At 54.5% G+C, this 23,976-nt stretch carries 17 protein-coding genes and 1 tRNA gene; 12 read left to right on the plus strand and 6 right to left on the minus strand.

The features are described from left to right. The first annotated feature begins 233 nt into the window (after positions 1-233). Positions 234-725: a hypothetical protein gene (locus tag F1728_RS16230; protein WP_155365003.1), complete on the plus strand. Its 492-nt coding sequence runs from the start codon at positions 234-236 to the stop codon at positions 723-725. A 189-nt stretch (positions 726-914) separates the two neighbouring features. On the opposite strand, the gene F1728_RS16235 is transcribed toward F1728_RS16230, so the two are convergent. Both F1728_RS16235 and F1728_RS16240 read right to left on the minus strand, forming a co-directional pair. Continuing rightward, positions 915-988, minus strand: a tRNA-Met gene (locus F1728_RS16235). A 229-nt stretch (positions 989-1,217) separates the two neighbouring features. Further along, a complete protein-coding gene (locus F1728_RS16240; protein ID WP_155365004.1) occupies positions 1,218-2,693 on the minus strand; it encodes a sulfatase family protein in 1,476 nt (491 codons plus the stop codon). A gap of 267 nt (positions 2,694-2,960) precedes the next feature. Here F1728_RS16240 and F1728_RS16245 point away from each other — a divergent pair, with 267 nt between their 5' ends. From F1728_RS16245 to F1728_RS16255, 3 genes are all read left to right on the plus strand, one after another. Continuing rightward, on the plus strand, positions 2,961-3,662 hold the full coding sequence (locus F1728_RS16245; protein WP_145193957.1) for a 3-keto-disaccharide hydrolase: 702 nt from the start codon (positions 2,961-2,963) through the stop codon (positions 3,660-3,662). A 101-nt stretch (positions 3,663-3,763) separates the two neighbouring features. Beyond that, positions 3,764-4,669 carry a DUF58 domain-containing protein gene (locus F1728_RS16250; protein ID WP_228030203.1) on the plus strand — a complete coding sequence of 302 codons (906 nt, stop codon included), beginning with the start codon at positions 3,764-3,766 and terminating at the stop codon, positions 4,667-4,669. Between the two features lie 11 nt (positions 4,670-4,680). Continuing rightward, entirely contained in the window at positions 4,681-5,043 is a 363-nt protein-coding gene (locus F1728_RS16255; protein WP_155365005.1) for a hypothetical protein, read from the plus strand. A 21-nt stretch (positions 5,044-5,064) separates the two neighbouring features. On the opposite strand, the gene F1728_RS16260 is transcribed toward F1728_RS16255, so the two are convergent. Together F1728_RS16260 and F1728_RS16265 are read right to left on the minus strand one after the other, a co-directional pair. Continuing rightward, positions 5,065-6,177, minus strand: coding sequence for a hypothetical protein (locus tag F1728_RS16260; protein WP_155365006.1), 1,113 nt, complete (start codon positions 6,175-6,177; stop codon positions 5,065-5,067). Between the two features lie 80 nt (positions 6,178-6,257). Continuing rightward, positions 6,258-6,698, minus strand: coding sequence for a hypothetical protein (locus F1728_RS16265; RefSeq protein ID WP_145443096.1), 441 nt, complete (start codon positions 6,696-6,698; stop codon positions 6,258-6,260). 363 nt (positions 6,699-7,061) lie between these two features. On the opposite strand from F1728_RS16265, the gene F1728_RS16270 reads away from it, so the two are divergent. Beyond that, a complete protein-coding gene (locus F1728_RS16270; RefSeq protein WP_194242401.1) occupies positions 7,062-8,312 on the plus strand; it encodes an FG-GAP repeat domain-containing protein in 1,251 nt (416 codons plus the stop codon). Positions 8,313-8,322: 10 nt separating this feature from the next. Here F1728_RS16270 and F1728_RS16275 read toward each other — a convergent pair whose 3' ends face one another. Next, positions 8,323-10,386: an efflux RND transporter periplasmic adaptor subunit gene (locus F1728_RS16275; RefSeq protein ID WP_155365008.1), complete on the minus strand. Its 2,064-nt coding sequence runs from the start codon at positions 10,384-10,386 to the stop codon at positions 8,323-8,325. A 401-nt stretch (positions 10,387-10,787) separates the two neighbouring features. Between F1728_RS16275 and F1728_RS16280 the strand changes: the two genes are divergently transcribed. Together F1728_RS16280 and infC are read left to right on the plus strand one after the other, a co-directional pair. Continuing rightward, entirely contained in the window at positions 10,788-13,319 is a 2,532-nt protein-coding gene (locus F1728_RS16280) for a TolC family protein (RefSeq protein ID WP_228030204.1), read from the plus strand. Positions 13,320-13,631: 312 nt separating this feature from the next. After that, a complete protein-coding gene (infC, locus tag F1728_RS16285; protein WP_155367408.1) occupies positions 13,632-14,138 on the plus strand; it encodes a translation initiation factor IF-3 in 507 nt (168 codons plus the stop codon). 142 nt (positions 14,139-14,280) lie between these two features. Here infC and F1728_RS16290 read toward each other — a convergent pair whose 3' ends face one another. Continuing rightward, a complete protein-coding gene (locus F1728_RS16290) occupies positions 14,281-15,273 on the minus strand; it encodes a Gfo/Idh/MocA family protein (RefSeq protein ID WP_155365009.1) in 993 nt (330 codons plus the stop codon). Between the two features lie 625 nt (positions 15,274-15,898). Here F1728_RS16290 and F1728_RS16295 point away from each other — a divergent pair. From F1728_RS16295 to F1728_RS16315, 5 genes are all read left to right on the plus strand, one after another. Then, a complete protein-coding gene (locus tag F1728_RS16295) occupies positions 15,899-16,582 on the plus strand; it encodes a cytochrome c3 family protein (protein WP_155365010.1) in 684 nt (227 codons plus the stop codon). An 11-nt stretch (positions 16,583-16,593) separates the two neighbouring features. Further along, positions 16,594-19,686: a TAT-variant-translocated molybdopterin oxidoreductase gene (locus tag F1728_RS16300; protein WP_155365011.1), complete on the plus strand. Its 3,093-nt coding sequence runs from the start codon at positions 16,594-16,596 to the stop codon at positions 19,684-19,686. Between the two features lie 90 nt (positions 19,687-19,776). Next, complete coding sequence (nrfD, locus tag F1728_RS16305) at positions 19,777-21,189, plus strand: NrfD/PsrC family molybdoenzyme membrane anchor subunit (protein WP_149338470.1); 1,413 nt, start codon at positions 19,777-19,779, stop codon at positions 21,187-21,189. A 47-nt stretch (positions 21,190-21,236) separates the two neighbouring features. After that, the gene (locus F1728_RS16310) at positions 21,237-22,634 is read left to right on the plus strand and encodes a quinol:electron acceptor oxidoreductase subunit ActD (protein WP_155365012.1); all 1,398 of its coding nucleotides are present in this window, start codon (positions 21,237-21,239) and stop codon (positions 22,632-22,634) included. A 57-nt stretch (positions 22,635-22,691) separates the two neighbouring features. Then, positions 22,692-23,933 carry a quinol:cytochrome C oxidoreductase gene (locus F1728_RS16315; protein ID WP_155365013.1) on the plus strand — a complete coding sequence of 414 codons (1,242 nt, stop codon included), beginning with the start codon at positions 22,692-22,694 and terminating at the stop codon, positions 23,931-23,933. Positions 23,934-23,976: the final 43 nt, after the last annotated feature.

The raw sequence follows: 23,976 nt of genomic DNA on the forward strand, positions 1-23,976 counted from the left end.
AGTGATCAGCACAAAAGCCAGAGAGTAACTGATGTGGGAATGTATTTAGTTTGATTGCAAACCGATTCTGTTCAATTTAGGCTGAAGCATAGCTGCGTACATTTTTTAGAGCCGGAGGAATCCTTTTGATCGAATTCAGTTGTCCCCACTGTTCACACAAGATTAAAGCTCAAATGAACGCTACCGGAATTCAGATTAAATGCCCACGTTGCAAGGCAAATATTGCGGTGCCGATGCCAGAGAGATCGGAGCCGATCTTTGAAGAAGATAATCTTATCGAAGATCCGAAGCAGCCCGGCAGGTCGGAGTTCTGGGTGAAGTTCCTGGTCGTGGTTGGTCTGCTGCTGTTCATACTGATTGCGCCACGACTGGTACCTCGCAATTCCGGTAATATCAACCGCCATGAAGTTTCTCAGGAGCAGTCGAGGCAACTCAATGAAGAGATTCAGCAAAATAAATCTCGCCCAGATATGAAATTCATAAAGAAGTGGATGGTTCCGGGGGACTTTGTTACCTCTGCGGAACTCTGGGAAAAGAATGGACAATACAATCTGGTACACAGCATGAGCGATGGAAGTAAATGGACTCAGCGTGTCGCTAAAAAAAGTGAAAGACTGATTCCTGATCAGAATGACTATCCGGGGGAGTACTACATTATCAACCAGAACGGTGACCTGGAATCGTGGGATCGGGATGGGAAAATCAGTACTTCAACAGGTTTGTAATCAACCTCCAATCATTTTTTTACTGGTCCCGAAATGGAGATTCGCTTCTACAAAAACTCCCGGACTTGTCGGTTCGGAGGGATGGAGCCGTTGAGTCAGCTATGTTGCGGAGTCATTTTTCTAAATGATTCACCAGCGCAAAAGAAAACCCCGATGCGGCGACAATGTCACTGCATCGGGGTATCTAAGTGGCGGGGACAGGATTCGAACCTGCGACCTCGAGGTTATGAGCCTCGCGAGCTACCGGGCTGCTCCACCCCGCGTTATGGGTCCTGTGAAGGACTGAAATTGCTTATTTGAGAGCAGATGAACAGACTGACTTCGCTGGTTTTCAACGGCGTCTGTCCAGTTATAAGCCCTAACTACAGTAACGGAATATCGTTACCGAGTCAGGGCATTATAGACACATCGTCTGCTGACGTCGAGTAACTTTGTTCATTTTCACAAAAATCGATGGGAAGTCCGTGAAAATCACCGGTTTTGGCCCGGAAATTACTCGTATTCCCACTTCAATACCCAGGGATCTTTCGTCTTTTCCTGCCAGGCTTTCAGCTTTTTCTGCAGTTTGTCCAGGGTTTCCTGGTGCTCCGGCTCGAAGGCCAGGTTCTTGCCTTCGTAGGGATCGGCTACCAGGTCGTACAGTTCATGGCGGGGGCGGTTCAGGTAAGCGTAGACCGTCCGCTGCCCGTACATCTTGTCACCCCGCTTGAGCACACCCTGCCACGTGGGGGACCGATATAAATCGGAGGCGAACGGGTAGGGCAGTTCGTGCGCGATGTTGAAGATGTACTTGTACTTGCCGCTGATGATGACCCGCATCGGGTAATACATCGTGATCTCATGGAACGTGTGTGAAGCGTAATGTTCGTCGAAGTCGGGCGCATGTTCCTTGTTCAATGCACTGCGGAACGAACGGCCGTGGAATTGGTAAGGCACGGGTTTGCCGCGACCTTGGGTCCGCTTGCCGTTGTTTTCGGTAGGACGGATCGGGGGAACAGGTTTTGGGGTGACTTCACAGTAATCCAGAATCGTCGGGACGAGGTCGGCCCAGGTGACGAGGGCGTCGGTGGTGATGCCCTGTTTTTTCTGCGTCGGATCCCGCACGATCAGCGGCAGGTTCATACCGGGTTGATAGAGGTTCGTTTTCGCGCCGGGGAACGGAGGTCCGTTATCGCTGAGGAACATGACCAGCGTGTCTTCCCAGTGGCCGGTCTCTTTGAGCGTATCGATCAGCGAGACCACGCCCTGGTCGAGACGGGAAATCGCCTGGTAGTATTCGGCCAGTTCCTCTTTGACTTCCTGATGATTGGGCAGCCACGGTGGCACGACAATCTGTTCGGGCTTGTATTTGATCGGCGTCACGCCGGGGTAGTGATCGGGATCGTCATTAAAGTTGGAGTAACCATCGGGGCCGCCGCCACGGTGGGGATCGCTGCTGCAGTAGTAGAGGAAGAAGGGACGATCATCGTCTTCGGTGATCCACTCTTTCGCGTTAGCCGCCATCTTTGCGGAGTTGCGATTTCCCTGGATGCCTTGGTTGCGATACTCCTGGAAATGATAAACGTATTCGGGAGCCAGATGATATTTTCCGATTGAGCAGGTCCGGTAGCCGGCTTCTTCCAGGATGATGGGCAGCGATTTCACCGTAGTATAAGTGCTGAAGTGGTTGTAGCTGTGAGCGTGTCCGTAATGGCCGGTCGCGTGGTTATACAGACCTGTCATGATCACGGAGCGACTGGCGGAACAACTGGCGGTCGTGCAGTGGGCCCGGGTGAAGCGGGTACCCGATTCGGCCAGCATATCAATGCCCGGCGTTTTGATGACTTTATTACCGTAACAGCCGGCCTGAAAACCCTGGTCGTCGACCACGATTACAAGCACGTTTTTCTGTTGCGGAGCAGCGGACGCTGGTGTGATTGAAGCACAGACCAGCAGCAGGCAGAGCATTGCGTAAAGACAGCGATTCATGATGTTCTTTCTTCTGAGAGCGGGAAAGGCGGGAATCGGATGATTGATGTCTGGTTAGAATTCCATTCATTCTAATGGCGGTGCAGACCAATCGCAAATCGACAATTGTCCCCGCAGGGAGTTTATGCGAATGCAGTGAAATCGGGGAGGACTGGCTTGCGAGCGGGGAAGTTCCTTTCGATAATTAAGAAATTCACGACTCATACCACCGGTCCTGTTTCCATGCAGGACTCCCCCCTGGTTAACAACAGAATGAAGGTTACGACTATGATTACCTGGAAACGCACCACATTGCTGCTGGCTCTGCTGCTGGCCGTGACTTCGCTCAACCTGGCGGAAGCCGAAGAAGCTAAACTGAATCAGCCCCCGGAAGGTTTCAAGCAACTCTTCAACGGCAAAGACCTGACCGGCTGGAAAGGCCTGGTGGGCAACCCCAAAACACGGGCCAAGATGAGCCCTGAAGAACTGGCCGAAGCTCAGAAAAAAGCTGACGAGAGCATGAACGAGCACTGGAAGGTCGTGGATGGCATCATCGTCTTTGACGGTAAAGGTCAGAGCCTGTGCACCGCCAAAGATTACGGCGACTTTGAAATGCTGGTCGACTGGAAGATCAAGAAAGACGGCGACAGCGGTATCTATCTGCGTGGTTCGCCACAGGTGCAGATCTGGGATCCGGCTGTGAAAGCCGCAGGCGGCGTCGGTTCCGGCGGACTCTACAACAACAAAAAGAACCCCAGCAAACCACTGCTGACCGCCGATAATCCTGTGGGTGAATGGAACACGTTCCGCATTAAAATGGTCGGCGAAAAAGTCAGCGTCTGGCTCAACGGCAAACTGGTCGTCGACGACACTCCGCTGGAAAACTACTGGGAGCGGGACAAGCCGATCTACGAAACCGGTCAGATCGAGTTGCAGAACCACGGCAACACACTTTATTTCCGCAATGTGTTTATCAAAGAACTGGATTAGTGATCTGAGAGATCAATCCTGATACCATGGGAAAGCGCAGGGAGCATGCTCTCTGTGCTTTCTGTCTTACTGCGGATTACTTTCTTACGAAACTTCACGATATGCTGTCAAAGGACGCGCCACTTTCAGACCCCACCGCGCTGGCCCGGTTTGGCAAACTCGATGTTGTCACCCGGCTCGTCGTGGAAGGTTTCATGATGGGACAGCACAAGAGTCCTTTCAAAGGAGCCAGTGTTGAATTCGTGGAGCATCGGCAGTATTACCCGGGCGACGAAATCCGTCATATCGACTGGCGGGCCTACGGCAAGACCGGGAAGTATTACGTTAAGGAGTTCGAGGAAGAGACCAACCTCCGCTGTTACCTGCTGCTCGACTGTTCGGGCAGCATGGCTTATGCCGGCAAGACGCTCAGCAAGTTCGACTATGCGAAACAACTGGCGGCAGCGCTGGGTTACCTGCTGCTCAGTCAACGCGACGCGGTGGGGTTGATCACCTTCGACAGCAAACGCCGCGACTTCATTCAGCCTTCAGCCAATCCGAAGAATTTCGGTCAGATGCTGGAGATCCTGGAGAATGCCAAACCGCGACACGAAACCGCGATCTCGACCGTCCTGTCCGAAGTGCAGCCGCTGATCAAACGCCGCAGTCTGGTCGTGTTGATCTCCGACTGTTTCGATGAACCCGAGGCACTGACGACCACCCTCAAACAACTCCGCCACGATCGGCATGAAGTGCTGCTGTTCCAGGTCGTGGCACCGGAGGAGGAAGAGTTCCCCTTCAGCAAGCCGACCCAGTTCCGTAGCCTCGAGTTGCGGGGACATCATCAACTGGTCGACCCGCACCAGCTGCGGGCTCGCTACCTGGAGCAGTATCAGGAATTCTGTGCGACACTGGCCCGGCAGTGCGGCTCGGTGCACGTGGATTATCTCAAGTTTCGCACGACCGACCCCTATCATCTGGCGCTGGGGGCATTCCTCAATCAGCGCACCCGCCCCGGACGCAAGTAGACGAGTATTGTATGGCTGGTGAAAAAATTCCGATCAACCGCACCCTCGTAGGCATTATCGCTCTGGCCTGTCTGGGAGTCGCCGGCTACCTCTACTGGTTCGCCGAACAGGACCTGTTTGCGCAACAGGATATTGTCACGGGGGCCTTCATGCGGGTGGGATTGCTGATGCTGGCCTTCTGGCTGGCACTACCGACCAGGAATCGTGATGCGGCCTGGGCGAATGTGCCACCGTGGCTGTTCGTGGCGGTAGCGGTGACAATCGTCTTATTCGCGACCAGGCCCAAAGTCGCGATCCCCCTGGTGCTGTTCTTCGGCATCATCGGTTTTGTACTCAGGCCCCGTAATAAAAAAAGACGTCCTCCGCGGTATTAAACACGCGGAGGACATGCTGATTTAATTCGGGCTTTGAGCTCGACTGATCGGCTGAACCTGCAGGTCGCTGGACAGCTTGCGTGGTGCCTGACCGCTGGTCTGCGAGACCGGATCGATCGGCTGTGGTCGCTGCAGACGACGACGCAGTGCTTCGGGATTCTCTCGCTGTTTACCGTCGATGTAGACCCGGGCTGCTACTTTGAGCAACTGCGGACGACGGATGGGCAGGACCCCTTCCAGGTTACCCGCCAGGCGTTCGACCCAGCCGGGCTGGCGTTCCATGGCCAGCGTCATCATGTGCAGGAAGATGGAAACTTCCTTGAAGTTGCGGTCCAGAATCGCATTACTGACCGGGGCCAGAATTTTGGCGGCAACTTCCACTGTTTGTGAAGGAAACGAAACATACATCGTCACCTGATGTGAGATGGAATCCCGCTTTTCATCCTTACCCGGATAATATTCGGTCTGCAGATGGAGCAGGGCTCGGGCTGAGATCGGTTTGGCAAGCAACGGACTTTTATAGACTCCCGAGCAGACTACGATCGACTCGGCAGGGGTCTGATAAATGACATCCAGTGTACCCACTGTGCCGTCGCCGGCATCGACTTCATATGAATACGGACCGGTCTGCCACATCTTGAATTCGGAAAGCTGCATCTGTCGCCAGATGCTCACGACCACATCGGGGTGGGCGATGAAATACGCGTACGCCGAGTGGTTCACATCCAGGTGGATCTTGGGCAGCGTGCGAAACATGCTGATGTCTTTCAGCACGTATTCGGCATTTGTACGGTTGGCGGGCGTCATCTTATCCAGGGGCAGGCTGGCCAGGCAGGCTTTCCGGGCACTGCGGGTCGAGGATCCCTTGGCTAATTCTTGAATCAGTTCTTCTTCGCTGGGAATGGGCAGAGGTTCGTCCTGTCTGCGGTTTTCCCGTTCGAATTCAGTCAGCTGCCGATCATCGTCCTTTAACAGATATTGATCGGCAGCTGACTTCGTCAGGGCCGGGCTCTGGCCATCGCGTTGGTTGGCGGGTGTATCCTGGGCGGAGACAAATGCAGCAGGAACTGTGATGCTGGTTGTTACGGTCAGTACCAGAATCGTCAGTCGCTGTATGAATTGTGTCTTGTCCATTTTGATCATAGTGTGACCTGTCTCTTTCCGCTGTCCGCTGATTATGGGTCTGGTTTTGCGCTGGATTCAGACTGAACATGTCAGTCAACGGGCGCACTTGCGGCGGGGGCTAGCTCGGGGCCATCCTCTGCCACGGGCGTGCTGTCGATTCCATTGGGGTAGGGATCGGGGGGCACAAACGTGGCTGGCTCAGGAAGAGGGACCAGGTCATCGACCGATTCGTCACTGATGTCCTGCTGAGGACGGCTATATTCCGTGCGGGCCTCGGCAGAGTAGTAGTATTCCGGTCGGCAGTCAGAGCAGCATTTGCACCACCAGCGGTTGAATCGCGAGCGACACCAGTCTGGCTTGCCGATACGAGTCAGGTCCCAGGTGGGACGATAGAATCGATCCGCATACAGCTGCGTGTCACTGACATCATCGATCATGTTGTAATAGAGATTGCTGGCCCTGAAACACTGACAACCTGAGCAAAACAGGATTGGCTGTGCCAGGACGATGCAGACAAATGCTGCGCGCATTCGTGGTATCCTCCCCCCCATTTAAGCGTGACCATCCATGGTCACCACCATTCTGATGAAGCTGTTCATCAGTCGTACAATCGCCTGTACCTAAAGATGATCGGCTGGGGCAGACGCGAAACTTTATCGATTATTCGGAATGGTCCGGTTATCGCGGTATTGCAGGTGTGCCTCTATCAGAGACCGCCTGGTGGGGCAGAAAACACTGTATTAGTAGAGGAAAATGCAACAAAACCGAGCAGTTTTTCCGGAGAACTCCTTGCCATACGAAGCAATCTTGAGATTTGAGTCCGCAGGCAGGATACTGGAGAGAGGATGCACCTTACTGACGCAGTTCAACCGGGATCAAAAGGGAGAATGTACATGTACACGCTGATGAGAAAACGCGCGAACGTGATCTGTCTGCTGGGCTTCTGGCTTCTGGGGCATCCATTGCAGGCGGAGGAGCCGGACCGTGGCACTCCCTGGCAGATCCATATCATAGATGACTCTTCCCGCGGTGCAGACGGTGTGAAACTCTATGATATAGACGGCGACGGTCTGTTGGACCTGACCACCGGCTGGGAAGAGGGGGGCATCACCCGTATCTACCGCAATCCGGGACCTGATAAGGTGAAAGCGACCTGGCCTGCGTTGACCGTTGGTAAAACACCCCAGGTGGAAGACGCTGCCTGGATCGATCTCGAGCACAAAGGCACCTGCCGGGCGGTCGTCAGTTGTAGTGAAGGGAAAACGCGGTCCGTCTTCGTGCATTGGACGCCTGAAGATAAACCGTTTGAAAACACCTGGGAGCAGGCTGTGATCCCCGCCTCGAAAGATCGCATGATGTGGATGTTCGCTATCCCCGCGAAACTCAGCCAGGATGCAAGCGGAGGGGAAGTTCTGGTGGCAGCCGGTAAAGGACCGGGGGCCGAGATTGGCTGGTTTGAATGTACCGGCGAACCGCGGGATCTGTCGTCCTATCAATGGCATCCACTTGCCCCAGCTGGCTGGATCATGTCTCTCTATGCCGTCGACATGGACGGCGATGGTGACCAGGACCTGTTAACCACGGATCGCAAAGGGAAGCACCGCGGATGCCGCTGGCTCGAGAATCCAGGTTCCGACAGTTCTAAAGGGAAGCCGTGGCAAAATCACTGGGTCGGCGGTCAGGATCGCGAAGTGATGTTTGCCCATCTGGCGGATCTCGACCAGGATGGCCTGCAGGATATTCTGGTGGTTTCGCGGGCTCCCGATGAAGTGCACTGGTACCGTCGCCTGGATCAGAGTGGTCTGAAATGGGATCACCGCGTTATTCCTTATCCCCAAAACACGGGAGGTGGAAAGGGAGTTGCCGTAGGAGATCTGGACAGGGATGGTCAACTGGACCTGGTCCTCAGTTGTGAACATGCCGCGCCACCCAGGTCCGGGATGTTCTGGCTCCGCGGTACTCGCGACGGAGATCAGTTCAACTGGGAGCCACGGGAAATCAGCGGTCCCCAAGGAATCAAGTATGACCGCATCGAACTGCTGGACCTTGATGCCGACGGCGATCTGGATGTGCTCTGCTGCGAAGAACGCCACAAGAAACGCGGGCTCGGTTTGTTCTGGTATGAAAACCCGGGTCAGAAATAAGGAACACTGTTCAGAACAGGAAGAATTCCCGTTGAACGGTTTCCCATAACCGTCTGAGCCAGACATAGCCCAGCGAACGTTGGCCACAATCGATCTGAGGAAGTACTGATGCCCCCGGACGCAGCCCTTTCATCGATTCACGATCCAGTTTGACCGTGATCTGCACGGCGGGGGTTCCTTCCTGGTCAGGTTCCGCAGTGGCTGCGATCGATTGAATGGTGCCGGTATAAGTCTGGTCCGGATCTGTCAATAATAAGAAGCAGACATTGAGGGGCGTCTCACTTCGACGTTGCGCTTCCAGAACGTGTCCCACTTCAGAGTCGGGTACCTGCATTTTCAGTTCCCAGGGGCCGGCCAGGCGAGCTACGGTGAGCAGACGTTGTCCCCGCTGGACCGGGCGGGCCAATAGTTTCTCCTGCAGATCCCACGTAAGGACTTCTCCCGCGATAGGGCTTTTGAGCAGCAGGGCATCCTGTTGATTCTTCAGCAGGGTCCGCTGTTCGGTCAGACTTTTGAGTCGTTCGTTGAGTTCTTCCTGTTCCGCAGTCAGCCGGTTGGCGCGTTGCAGGGCATCGGCGTCGGTCGGATTGAGTTCGAGGCGTGCCGCCTGAATTACGGCGAGACGTTTCTGGACCGTCTGGATCTCGCCCCGCACGCGACTGGATTCGAGTTCCAATTCCGAGTCACGCAGCGTGAGCAGTGTCTGATCTTGAGTGACTTCGTCTCCCTGTTGAACAAGGATCTGGTCGACGATGCCATCAGCGGTCGCGAAGATGTTCTGTTGATCGACGGGTTGTAGAGTGCCGGTTCCTTCTATCGTGAAGTCAGCAGGGATCAGGATCAGCAGGGCCGCGATCACGGCCAGTACCACCCCGGCAGTCGCCAGTTTCCGCCAGGTCAATTGTCGTTTGCGGACAGGTGAATGCGACCAGAATTTAAGTACGGGAAAGAAAGGAAAGCTTTCATACTGTAGCGCATTATAGAGGGCCGTTCCCCCGTGCCGCGCTACCGCCAGAGAACGATCAAGAAAAGTCTGTCCGGCACTTGCTTCGTGAAACTGCTCGACAACGATCGCGCCAATCGTCTGTTCCGCGGGACTGCTCTGGTCATGCAGTCGGGTATTATTAACCGGTTCTGTTGATTCCTGGGTGATGTGTTTCAACGGGAAAATCATCAGCGAACGGGAGGCCGCCAGGTCAAGATAGGCGTGCAGCGGTTCGGTGATCTGCGGGGGATAGTTCTGATCCGCTTCCCAGTTCCAGTAAGGTCGATTCAAAGCCTGAATACGATTGACGAGTGTTTCCAGTCGCTGTACCGATTCGGAACGGCGTTCAATACTCTCAACTCCACTGGCGGCCAGCAGGCGATAGGCAGAACCGCTCCGTTGCAGTACCGAGACCCGGTCACAGTTGATGAGCAGCCGCCCTTCATTGGCAATGATGTAGGCCGTCTGTTGCGTATCCAGGTGCAGATGCACGTGTTCGGAGAATCGTTCGAACTCTTCCCAGAGCGTTTCCAGTTCCTGGAGTTTGAGCAACTGTTGATGCTGACAGAAGTCTTCTGAGATTTCACACAGCGCGCTGATGAACCGCAGGTAACCTTCCTGCGCCTCGTAAGAGCGGGGCGCGGCATGGATGATTTCCAGGATTCCGATGCTGGCAACCGAATCACGCATGATGCGGACGGGACAGAGAATCAGATTTTCTGAGAGGGGATTCTTTCCCTGGTGTTCTGCCGACAATCCGGTTCCGGCAGCGATACTGGCAGGTTCGTTCTCAAGCAGGACTTCGTTGAGCAGCATCCGGTGTCGATGGACCTGCTCCTGGCTGAGGCCCAGAATCGGATCGGTTTCGGGATTCAGCCCCTGTTGTTCAATGAGTTCGAAGTCCCTGTGCGAATCCGGAATCCAGAGCAGGGCGCCTCGCGCGCTGAGACCCTGGATGGCCCGCTCCACCAGTTCGGAATAGAACCGCTGACTCGAAATCTCGGTACGTGAGATTTGCGCCAGCCCCATTACGAGCTCTTCGATCTCCTGCCAGACATTTTCGATGGAAGAGGATTCGTCAGTTGTCATCAGTTTGTCGAGTCAAAGGTTTCAGGTTGCCGCTGATACCAGCAGGCAGGGGACGCCAGTAAAGGTCCCTGTTTCCTACATCCTAACACGGCTGCTTCGCCAGCGTGGGGATCGAGCAAGAAAAAGCAGACAGCGCTGCCAAAGTATTTGGTGTACAACTTTAAATCATTGCGCAGCTTCGCTGATCGATGCAGGCTGCTGGGCTCTGGAACATTCACATAGTGTGCAAATAGGGTGAATGTGTGACATGAGCTGATTGGGGCGAGTCTTTCGGTTGTCCGATTATATGGAATATTCTGAATATGACGAAAATTCGCTTTGGGTCGGCCCGGTTTCGAGCCGATGAGAGGAGAGAGTGTAAAGCTTTTTGGTACGTGGTCCAGACTGACCAGGGTTATTCAATGAACCATTTCCTGACAAGATTGATGCTTCTGCTGGCGGTAGCTCCTACGCTACTGGGGCCAGGCTGCAGCAGTTTCATGAACAAGTCGATTCAAGACGAGTTTGTGGACAGTGAGGAAGTGTACCAGCAGGTCGCTCACGAAATTGAGTATCCCAACGTGGATTCCATTGATGAAGGCGACACGATCGGCACAATGGCGCCTTCGAGTGTCGCCAGCTCTGCAACCCCCGATTACTGGGATCTTTCGTTGCAGGAAGCAGTCCGGATGGCACTGGAGAGTTCCAAGGTGCTGGGTGATGTCGGTGGTGTTTCATTAAATACGCCGGCTGCAGTGACCACGAAATACGATCCTGCCATTACCGAGTCGGACCCGCGATATGGCGTGCCTGCGGCACTAAGCGCCTATGATGCCACGCTGTCAGCGAGTACGTTTTTTGAGAAGAATGACAAGGCGTTGAACAACGTCTTCTTCGGCGGTGGTACTCGTCTGTTGCGACAGGATGCAATGGTGATCCAGGCGCAGCTGACCAAGCGTGCCATGACCGGTACTGAATTTACCCTGCGGGACTACATCGACTACGATGCTAATAACTCGCCCGGTAACCAGTTCCCCCACGCCTACCAGAACAATATCGAAATGGAATTCCGTCATCCGCTGTTGCGGGGAGGCGGAATCGATTTCAACCAGCTGGCCGGACCGAGTAACACGCCGGGAGTGATCAATGGTGTGATCATCGCCCGCATGAATACTGACATCAGTCTTGGCGAATTCGAGATTGCCGTTCGTAACCTGGTGAGCGACGTTGAGAACGCTTACTGGGATTTGTATTTCGGGTATCGTGATCTCGATGCGAAAATCATGGCCCGCGATTCCGCACTGGAAACCTGGCGGCGGATTCATGCGTTGTATGAAAATGGACGTCGTGGCGGCGAAGCCGAAAAAGAAGCGCAGGCCCGCGAACAGTATTTCCGCTATCAGGCCGAAGTGGAAAATGCACTCAGCGGTCGACTGCTGAATGGCACGCATACCAACAACGGCAGCCAGGGCGGAACCTTTCAGAGCAATCATGGTGTGTATGTTGCGGAACGACGCCTGCGGAAGCTGATGGGCATTCCGATCAATGACGGTCGACTGATTCGTCCAGCGGATGAACCATCGCTGGCTCGTGTTGATTTCGACTGGGAAGAGACCCTGGTGGAATCGCTGGACCGTCGCCCCGAAATTCGTCGTCAACGCTGGGCGATCAAAAAATACGAACTGGAACTGCAGGCCAACGAAAACTTCCTGCTGCCCGAACTCGACCTGATTGGCCGGTATCGCTGGCGTGGCTTTGGTAAGAACTTCCTGGCCGAAGGTTCCAATCCCGGACCTTACGAAGGTGCTTTGAATACCCTGTTTGACGGGAATCTGCAGGAATGGCAGCTGGGTCTGGAATTCTCTGTACCCCTGGGACGTCGGCAGGCGCATGCAGCCATGCGAAACGCAGAACTGCAGCTGGCACGCAGCCGGGCGATCCTGCATGAACAGGAACGAACTGTGGTGCAGAGTCTGAGTAACGCCATCGCCGATGTCGATCGTGCGTATGCCGTAATGCAGACATCCTTCAACCGTCGTCATGCTGCCCGACAGGAAGTGGCTGCAGTGCAGGCGGCTTATGAATCAGACAATGCGACCCTGGACCTGCTGCTGGAAGCACAGCGTCGTCAGGCGGAAGCAGACAGCAGTTACTACCGTTCGCTGGTCGAGTATGCCCTCGCGATTAAGAACGTGCAGTTTGAGAAAGGCTCGCTGCTGTCATATAACAACATTTTCCTGGCTGAAGGGGGCTGGCCTCAGAAAGCCTACATGGATGCTGCAGAGCGGGATCGTCTGAAAGGGCGTGTCCGGAACATCGCGGCAGCACCACTCTATACGGATGAGATTTCGCGGGGTGTTTATCCTCAGCTGCTGACCCCGGGCGAAGCACCACCCGAGCCGGTAGCTCCTGCTGCGGAAGCGATGCCTCAGACACCAGCACCGCCGGTACCCGGCGTGAAGAGTGAATCTGCGGCAGCACCCGTGAATGAAAAAATTCAGTCGATCGATTTCAGCGAACCAGCGGAATCCGCGGCTGCCATCCAGAATCTGCAGGGAACTCAACCGGGTCCCGGTGGCACTCCTTTCATTCCTCCGGCACCCACTCAACGTGAAGCATCTGCGACACTGAAGGCTGCCTTCCTGGGAACGGAAGCTGATTCGTCCGCTGTGACGCTTCCGCTGTCGGAACCGGCTCCTCAGCCGGGAGCGAACTTTAACTCCTCGCCAGGTGTCGAGTTCGAACCGAGCCTGCGAGCAGCCCGACAGCACCAGATTCCGGAATTCCCGGTACGTGGCCGTGCGGGAGAACAGGATCCCTTTAAAAATTACCGGAACTCTGGCCCCCGCTGGGAACCCGTGGCGATTCCCGCTGAGCAACAGCGGAATTTGAGGGATTTTTCGGGCGAAGTAAAGCGATTTCCCCTGAAAGAGGCAGATTCATCAGACAGATGAACAGACTCTGTTCGACGGAAATACCGCTGAAACTGAGGGGGGAACCGGTTCAAAGTTCAGTCCCAGTGAAGCGATTTCGGATAAAATAGTGTATCAATGTTACTTGCCACTTTTTGCCAATTGATATAACTTAAGATGTAACAGTATATTTTTGCCAGAATGTATAACTGGAATCTGGTATGCGGCAAAGGCATCTCCTGCAGAGATGTTCTTTTTTCATATCAGTAGTCAGAGAGTGTGTTTCCCGACTTTTGAAAGTACTAAGCGGGACACAAAACTAATTTCTTGATTCGATACAAGGAGAAACAAGCAATCGAAACAACGCAGAGACTTAATGACCAGATCCGGATCAGTCCGGTGCGGGTCATTGATCAAGACGGGGAACAACTCGGAGTGATCCCCACAGCGGAAGCATTGAAGTTAGCGATGGAGGCCAACCTGGATCTGGTGGAAGTGGCCTCAGACGCAAAGCCCCCCGTCTGTCGTATCATGGACTACGGGAAGCTGAAGTACGAGCGTAAAAAGAAGACCAGCAAAAACACCAAGCAGCATCAGGTGCATCTGAAAGAAATCCGGATGCGTCCGAAAATCGGCAAACATGACATTGAGTTCAAGCTGAAAAGCGCCCGGAAGTTTCTGGAGCAGAAAGACAAGGTCAAATTCAATATCATGTTCCGTGGTCGTGAAAACGCGCACCATGAACTCGGCCGAACCATCCTCGGAGAAATCCAGGAACAGCTTTCCGATCTGGCAAAAGTGGAGCAGGCTCCCTCAATGGCCAGCGGTCGGAATATGATCATGGTGCTGGCTCCCAGGTAGAACTGTCTGGCAGACCGTACTTCTCCGGTAAAATTCGAACCTCGACCTCCCCATGGCTGATCGTGCGCGCCCTGTACGCAACCTGCCTGAATCTGCAGGCAGGCTGGTTGCTCTCGGAATGCAGCTTGGCGAAGCTCGAAAATCAGGGTTTTACCCAGGCGCCGCTGCGGTTGCTCTCAATAATCGCCTCGATCACTTTCATGTTGGCGACAGCATCGGTAAGTGGCGTGGGCACCGCGGTGTTGTTGAGGATGGCCAGCGAGAACAGATCGCCCTGGATACTGTATTGATTGCACAGATCCAGTTTGACCTCGGCGATATCAGCGCCGGTCTGGTGCCAGACACGACAGGGGCGGTCGATCGGCGCATTGAAGGGAATTTCAATCTCCACCCGTCCCTGTGTGCCATGAATCTGCACCCGCTGATAGGGATTGAGCTGTGTCGAGCAGGTGAAGGTGGAGGTTCCTCTGCCGAAGTCTAGCGTGGCCGAAGCCAGGCGATCGGTCCCCAGCTCACTGTCGTATTCGACGATTCCTGAGACGCGCTGCGGTTCCTCGCCAAAGATAAATCGTGAGAGTGAGATGGGATAGCAGCCGATGTCCATCAGGCCGCCACCACCGATTTCGCTCTGGTTACGAATGTTCTGCGGATCGTCATTGAAGTAAGAGAAAAATGACTGAATCGTACGCAGTTCCCCGATTGTGCCGTCTGTCACCAGCTTCCTGGCCAACTGCCACTGGGGGTGGTGGCGATACATGAAGGCTTCCATCACTTTCAGCTCGGGATGCGCTGCGGCGCAGTCAACCAGTTGCTGGCCCTCGCTGGAGGAGAGCCCGATTGGCTTTTCACACAACACATGTTTGCCTGCTTCGATGGCCTTGATGGACCAGGGGACATGCAGATGGTTGGGCAGGGGATTGTAGATCGCATCAATGTCCTGATCGGCCAGCAGTTCTTCGTAAGAACCGTACGCACGGGGGATTCCCAGCTCGGCGGCAGTCTGCTCAGCCTGGTCGAGCGTGCGGGAAGCGATCGCGCTGATCTCACAATGTTCTCCCTGCTGCATGGCGGGGATGACCTGTATGGTGCCGATTTTTGCGGTGCTTAAAATGCCCCAGCGAATGCGATTGCTCATAGACGAAGCCGCCTCTGTCCAAGTGTGAGTGGATATGATGTGTTCGAGTTGCTGAATCTGTATTCATCATGCAGCATTGCCGGCGGAGTGTAAAGGCACTGGAGATGCAGCGGAATCGAATGCCTGGTGAGCAGGATCTCTTCATTGAAATTCTTGGGGAGGAAAACACCGTAAACAGATGCTGTGGTCGGGTTCCGTCTACTGTGTGATGCGTTCACTGTTGACGGAATTTTCTGATTCTCGACAATGAGACTGTCATCTGTCCGGGCCGCGAGAACGGGGGGTGCCGTGCAAATTGGACTAAAAAGTCCTTTATTGGGGCTCGTGCTGCAATTTTGCGGGGTTCATGGCTGTCTGGCTTAGCATGCAGCAGCGGGGGCTTGTCCCCAATAATGAGAATTTTAAATCCGGCGACTCCCGACTCCAAGAAACTTTCCTTTACCTGACGCTGAATGGATTGCTTACATCTCCCCTTGCATCTATTGTGCGAAAATAGATGGGGTATCATCTCTCCAAACCGGTTGAAAAGTCCGCCGCGACCATCGATTGACTCATCAATCTCCAAGACACGTTCTGTCTGTTTCAGGTTGGTCCGGCTCGAAAGGTCTTGTCAGGTATAGCAAAAATGGATCGTTTTCTGTTTCCAAAATGGACAAATACGATTGTACCAGTGCTGGGTGCGCTGGGGGCGATTGGTGTCCTGTATGTCGTTGGTATGGTTGCATTTGGGGCGAGTCCGGAGACGACGGACGTCGGTTATCAGCCCGAGCAGCCACTCCCCTTCAGTCATGCTCTGCACGCAGGCAAGTTGAAGCTGGACTGCCGCTACTGTCATAACACAGTTGAAGTTGCCGGCCACGCTGCTGTGCCTCCTACCGCGACCTGTCTGAACTGCCACTCTGGTGCAGACGCCAACGGGGTAGTCAACACTGTTGCTATTCACTCGACCAGCCCCAAGCTGGCTCCCATCCGGGAAAGCCAGGCGACCGGGAAGTCGATGCAGTGGCGTCGTGTGCATGACCTGCCGGACTATGTGTACTTCAACCATAGTGCTCACGTTCGTCGTGGTGTGAGCTGTGTTTCCTGCCATGGTCGCGTTGACAAAATGGACAAGGTCACACAGGTTAAGCCGTTGAGCATGGGCTGGTGTCTGGAGTGTCATCGGCACCCTGAACCGAATCTGCGTCCACCTGAGCTGGTAACGAAGCTCGACTGGAAACCCGAAGGGGATCCGGAAGAAGTGGGTGCGAAGATTCGGAAAGAATTGAATTTGAATCCTTCTACTAATTGTTCTACGTGTCACCGCTAAGGGGTTCGGTTGTGGATAAAAAGTATTGGCGAAGTCTGGGTGAGTTGCATTCCACACCGGAATTTGAAGAGATATTGCATCGCGAGTTTCCCGTGGCCGCTTCGGAGTATCCGGAAGGTGTTTCGCGGCGTCGCTGGATGCAGATCATGGGTGCATCCGTTGCTCTGGCCAGTGTGTCGGGGTGTCGCTGGGAAGATGAGAAGATTTCACCGAGCGTGTCTCGTCCCGAGGGGATGATTCCCGGTGAGCCTCAGAAATATGCGACCTTTGTTGAACTGGGCGGGCAGGCCCAAAGTCTGCTGGTCACCAGCTACGACGGGCGTCCGATCAAAGTTGAAGGGAATCCCGATTCGGCTCAGAACCGTGGTTCTTCCACGGCACAGGCGCAGTCAGAAACTCTGTCTCTGTACGATCCCGATCGTGCGGTCGGCGTGATTGAGCGTCAGGACGGAAATCGCTATGTCCGTGACTGGCAGGCGTTTCTGGCATATTCAGATAAAGTGCTGGGTCAGGCACGCGAGAACGGTGGAGCCAGGCTGCGAGTGCTCGCCGATCTCAGTACTTCTGTAACCCGAAAGGGATTGCAGGACAAATTCGCAGCCATGTATCCCCAGGCGCGCTGGTTCGATTACGGAGCCGGTAACCGGGATAATGCTTACGCCGGTTCCCGTCTGGCATTCGGCGAAGTTGTTCGTCCTCACTTCGATCTGAAGAAAGCGAACATCATTGTCTGCTTGGATGAAGATCTGCTGTCAGAGCATCCCGCCGGTATGCTGCACACTCGCGAGTGGGCCGCCCGTCGGGATCCCGCCGCTGGTCCGATGAACCGTCTCTACGTGGTTGAAAGCCGTTACACCACAACCGGTGTGGCTGCCGACCATCGTCTGCCGACTCGTTCGGTCGATCTGGGGGCGTTTCTGTCGAAGCTGGAATCTCAGGTTCAGGCACGTGTCGATGGGAAGAAGCCGGAAGCAGCCAGCGAAGAATACGCTGACAAAGTTCTCGCTGCGATGGCTGAAGACCTGGTGGCCAATCAGGGTTCCAGCCTGGTCGCGATCGGCGAGAATCAGCCTGCTGAATTGCACGCCCGCGTCCATAAGCTGAATGAGCAGCTGGGCAATGTTGGCGAGACGGTCAAATACACGCAGGAGCCGCTGGCAACGGAACTTCCTTCTGTTGAAGCACTGCGGACGCTGACGGAAGAAATGCAGTCTGGTGCCGTCGAAACCCTGGTCATTCTGGGTGGAAACCCCGCTTACAATGCTCCTGGCGACATCGATTTTGTCTCTGCTCTCTCCAAGGTGCCGAATGCGATTCACCTGGGTGAGTACGAAGACGAAACTTCACTGCTCTGTCACTGGCACCTGCCAAAGACACATCCGTTCGAACAGTGGGGTGATTCCCGGGCCTACGACGGAACTCTGTGCGTAGGTCAGCCGCTGATTGAGCCTCTGCACGACGGAAAATCAGAAGTCGAGCTGCTGGCAATTCTGTGCGGCGACAAACATCCGGTCGCTCTGGATCTGGTGAAAGAAGCCGTCAAAGGTTCGCTGGATTCCATGGCGGTTAACGCCTCCTGGCGTCGCTCGGTGCACGATGGTTTCGTGAAAGGTACATCGCTGCCCGCAGTCTCGCCCAAAGTGAAAGACCTGCCCGCTGCCAAGGCTGTTGAAACTTCCGACGAAGATCTGGAACTGGTTTTCTATCTCAGCCCGAAACTGTATGACGGTCGTTTCGCCAACAGTGGCTGGTTGCAGGAAACTCCCGACAGCCTGAGCAAGATTACCTGGGACAACGCAGCCCTGATTGCTCCGAAGACCGCCGATGACCTGGGTGTCAAATTCGGTTCTGTCGTCAAGCTGATCCTGGATGGAAAGTCTCTGGAGCTGCCCGTTTACGTGATGCCCGGTCAGGCTCCGAATTCGGTTGCCGTCGCTCTGGGCTACGGTCGTACCGCCGCCGGTCTGGTTGGCGGAGACGTCGCTCGCGATGTGAAACCCGTTGGTGAGAACGTCGCTGCCCTGCAGGCTAAGGGAGCGATGAACTTCAAGACCGGTCTGAAAGTCGAAGACACCGGCAAGGAGTACGAGCTCGCCGTCACCCAGGATCACCATGCCATCGACACCGTCGGCGGCAACGAAGTGCTGGGCCGCGTTGGTCAGCTGGTCCGGGAAGGTACCCTGGGCGAGTGGGAAAAATATCCCGACTTCGCCGAACATCGGACACACCATCCGCCGCTCAAGTCACCCTGGGAAGAACTGTCTTACGACGGTCACGCCTGGGGGATGTCGATCGACCTCTCCAAGTGTGTAGGCTGTAATGCGTGTACCGTCGCCTGTCAGGCAGAGAACAACGTTCCGGTCGTTGGTCGCGAGCAGGTCATCAACAGCCGTGAAATGCACTGGATGCGAATCGATCGTTACTTCACCGGTGACGACGTCAACAATCCCGGCGTAGCAACTCAGCCGATGCTCTGTCAGCAGTGCGAACTGGCACCCTGTGAGCAGGTTTGTCCGGTCGCTGCTACCGTGCACACCGACGAAGGTCTGAACGACATGGTTTACAACCGCTGTGTCGGTACCCGTTACTGTGCGAACAACTGTCCTTATAAAGTACGTCGCTTCAACTACTTCAACTTCAACAAAGTTTACGAAGAGCCACGCGGCAAGCTGCAGGCCCTGGTACTGAATCCGGAAGTCACGGTGCGTCATCGTGGTGTGATGGAGAAATGTACTTACTGTGTGCAGCGAATCAAGGCCGTTCAGATCGAAGCCAAGAACGAACAGCGGCCGATCAAGGATGGCGAAATCGTGACTGCCTGCCAGCAGGCCTGTTCTGCCAAGGCGATTGAGTTTGGCGACCTGAATAACGAAAACAGCCGCGTTGCCAAGGCCCATGCAAATCCGCGGACCTACACGGCACTCTCGGAACTGAATATCAAACCTCGTACTTCTTACATGGCCCGGATTTCGAATCCGCATCCATCACTGGCACCTCCGGTTCCAGAACCTCATGGTCACGGTCATGGCGAGCAGCATGCTGAAGCCGACGGTCACGGCGATCATAAGCATTATGAGAAGCACGAAAAGAGTGAGAAACATTAAGAGTGGAGCAGGGCGGTAGAAACTCTCTGCCGCTGTGTGACAAAACGAATTACCAATCCGTTTGATTTTATAAAGTAAAGAACTGGAACTATGGCTTCAGTAGCATCCGAGCCAATTGACACAACAACGGAAGTTCCCGGCAAACGTACTCCGCTCGTCACCGGTGCACATGATTACGGAACCATCACGGATGCCGTCTGTCGGCTGGCCGAATGTAAGGCTCCCCTCAGCTGGTACGTGGCACTGGCTGCTTCCGCCGCGCTGATGGGTATGCTGTTTGGTCTGGTGGGGTACCTGATCATCACTGGTGTTGGTGTCTGGGGTAACCGCAGTCCGGTCTTCTGGGGCTGGCCGATCGTGAACTTCGTGTTCTGGGTTGGTATCGGTCACGCGGGTACCCTGATTTCCGCGATTCTGTTCCTGTTCCGACAGGACTGGCGTACCGGGATCAACCGCGCTGCCGAAGCGATGACGATTTTCGCTGTGGTCTGTGCGGGGCTGTTCCCCGGGATTCACATCGGTCGTGTCTGGCTGGCTTACTGGCTCTTCCCGATTCCCAACCAGATGTCTATGTGGCCAAACTTCCGCAGCCCGTTGCTGTGGGACGTGTTCGCCGTTTCTACTTACGCGACCGTATCACTGTTGTTCTGGTACATGGGGATGATCCCCGACCTGGCCACCCTGCGTGACCGAGCCAAGAATAAAATTGCTCAGTTCGGTTACGGACTGTTCTCACTGGGCTGGAACGGTTCTTCCCGTCACTGGCACCGCTACGAGCGGGCTTACCTGCTCCTGGCTGCCCTCGCAACTCCGCTGGTGCTCAGTGTGCATACCATCGTGAGTTTCGACTTTGCCGTTTCACAGCTCCCCGGTTGGCATACCACGATCTTCCCGCCTTACTTCGTCGCGGGTGCGGTCTTCAGTGGTTTCGCCATGGTGCTGACGCTGATGATTCCCGTGCGATCCATCTGCGGTATCAAAGACCTGTTGACCGACCGTCACCTGGAAAACATGACCAAGGTGATCATCGCCACCGGAACCATGGTCGGTTATGCCTACGCTATGGAATTCTTCATCGCCTGGTACGGCGGTAACCGCTATGAAACATTCGCCTTCATCAACCGTGCGTTCGGTCCCTATGCCTGGGCTTACTGGATCATGGTATCCTGTAACGTAATCAGCCCGCAGCTGTTCTGGATCAAGAAGATTCGCACAACGCCGTGGATGATTTTTGTGGTCTGTATTTTTGTGAATATCGGTATGTGGTTCGAACGTTTCGTGATTACCGTCACCTCGCTGAGCCGCGACTTCCTGCCTTCCAGCTGGGGTTACTTCAAACCGACTATTGTTGACGTGTTAATGTTGATCGGAAGTTTCGGTCTGTTCATGACGCTGTTCCTGCTCTTCTGTAAATTCCTTCCGATGGTAGCGATGGCAGAAGTCAAAAGTGTTTATCATGAACCCCACGGTCATGGCGATTATCAGCCAGAGATCAAAGACTAGAGGCAATCAGAACGACTGTCAGACTGTATTTTAATACGGTATAAAACATGAGTATGAATAAAGAAATTATGGCGACCACGATCGAACATCCAGCTGAGAACAAAGTAGAACCCGAACTCCTGGGGTTGCTGGCCGAGTTCAATGATCCGGAATCCCTGATGGAAGCATCCCGGAAGGTGCGCGATGCCGGCTACAATCGCTGGGATACCCATACCCCGTTCCCGGTTCACGGGATCGATGAAGCCATGGGCATCAAATACACGATTCTGCCCTGGATTGTGGCTGCCTGCGGTCTGACCGGCGGTACCATCGCGATCAGTATGCAGTACTGGATGAACGCCGTCGATTACCCGTTCCTGATCAGTGGTAAGCCGCTCTTCAGTATTCCGGCCTGTATTCCGATCATGTTCGAACTCTCGGTTCTGCTGGCTGCCTTTGGTGCATTCTTCGGCATGCTCGGTCTGAACCAGTTGCCTAAACTGTACAACCCGATTTTCAAATCGGATGCTTTCCGTCGTGCAACCAACGACCGCTTCTTTCTGAGTATGGATGCCAGCGATCCCAAGTTCTCCGAAATCGATACCGGGGAATTCGTGAAGTCGCTCAATCCAAACCATGTGGAAGAGTTCTGGTCGGATGTCGAATCACCAAAACTGCCACGGAACCTGAAACTGGGCCTGAGCCTGTTCGGCGTCCTGATGCTGATGCCGATCGCCCTGGTTGCCTACAAGCGGTCGACTGTGACCGATAATCCGCGGATCCATATCATTCCCGACATGGACTTCCAGCCTTATCTTAAGGCACAGAATACCACTACAATCTTCGGCGACGGACGTGAAATGCGTCCGCATATCCCCGGTACGATTCCCCGTGGTCAGTATAAAGATGACAACATTCCCTTCTACTATGGTCTGAAAGTTCTGCCGGAAGATCAGGATGTGATTACGATCGCCGCCCAGGACGAAGCGAAAGCCGATGAAAAGAAACCGGCTGAAGCAAAACCAGCAGAAGGTGCCAACGCTGATGCCCAGGCGGCAGCAGAAGACAAACTGGCTAGTCTGCCCTGGGTCACCGAGTTTCCGATGCCCGTCACCGATAAGATGATGGCTCGGGGTAAAGAACGCTACCGGATTTACTGTTCTGTCTGTCACGGTCTGGGTGGGGAAGGTGATGGTCTGGTCACCCTGCGAGCCATGGATCTGCAGCAGGGAACCTGGGTACGCCCGGCTTCCTACCATACCGACAACGTTCGTAAGCAGCCTGTGGGACGCCTGTTCCACACGATCACCAACGGTGTTCGCAAGATGCCTGCCTATGGGCCGCAGATTCCGCCGGAAGATCGCTGGGCGATTGTGCTCTATCTGAAGGCCCTGCAGAAGAGCCATCAGGTCGACGCAGATACCCTGACAAATGATGAAAAACGAAAACTTCGGGACACCAAATAACAGGTTTCCTCTATAATTCACTGTTGAATATTATCTCGTTGTAAAACAAGAAACGTTATGCAAACCTCACACGACGCTGACAAAAAGATTACTGTGCAAACCCTGGATGAACTGGGGCCGCTTCCATTGAAGATCGCTCTGGGCTGCTCTGTCCTGCTGCCGGTAGCGTTCGTACTGGGGCTGGTCTTCAATCACGGTTGGGATCTGTTTGCCTTCTCTTACCTGCAGAGCACATTCTTTTGCCTGAGTATTTCGCTGGGCGCGCTGTTCTTCGTGATGATTCAGCAGCTGACCCGTGCCGGCTGGAGTGTAGTCCTGCGGCGTATTTCGGAATTTCTCTCCCTGGGTGTGATTCCGATGGCTGTCCTCGTACTGCCGATCGTGCTGCTGTCCCTGACAGGCAACGATACGCTCTACAAGTGGGCCAGCGCGGAGAATGTAGCTCAAGATACTCTGCTGCAGCATAAAGCGCCTTACCTGAATAACGGCTTCTTTGCGATTCGCTACGTGATTTACTTCGCTTCCTGGATCTTTCTGGCCCGGTTCTTTCTGAATAAATCGCTGGCACAGGATGAGTCTGGTGACCCGGAACTGACGCTGCTCATGGAGCGTCGCAGTGGTCCCGCAATCCTGCTGTATGCGTTCACGCTGACCTTTGCCGCCTTCGACTTCATCATGTCGCTGGATGCTCACTGGTTCAGTACGATCTTCGGCGTCTACTACTTCGCCGCTGGCCTGGTCGGATTCTTCAGTGTGCTGGCCATCAGCCTGGTCTTCCTGCGGAGCAAAGGGTTACTCAAAGAGCCCGTAACCGTCGAGCACCTGCACGATGTTGGTAAGCTGCTGTTTGCCTTCAACTGCTTCTGGGCCTACATCGCGATTTCCCAGTATCTGTTGATCTGGTATGCAAATATTCCTGAAGAAACCACCTTCTTCCTGCCCCGTCAGACAAATGGCTGGGGAACAGTATCGCTGATGCTGGTCATTGGACACTTTGCGATTCCTTTTGTCTTCTTCATGTCACGCTGGATGAAGCGAAACCCCAAGACTCTCTGTTTCTGGGCCGTTTACCTGCTGATCATGAACTGGGTTGATATCTTCTGGCTCGTGATGCCTAACCTGGCCTTTGATGGCATGGATCCGGCAGTCTCGTTCCCGATGATCCTGATCAACGTCTGTTGTACAATTGGAGTCGGCGGAATCTTTGTGGCGACCATTCTGAAGCTGTCAGCTGGCAAGTCGATTATGCCGGTCCGTGACCCGCGTCTGGAAGAATCGCTCGAGTTTCATAACATTTAAACATAGCCTGGTTACTCAGATCAGCCACTTTTAGGATAAGAGA

It is taken from the genome of Gimesia benthica, assembly GCF_009720525.1.
Classification (GTDB): domain Bacteria; phylum Planctomycetota; class Planctomycetia; order Planctomycetales; family Planctomycetaceae; genus Gimesia; species Gimesia benthica.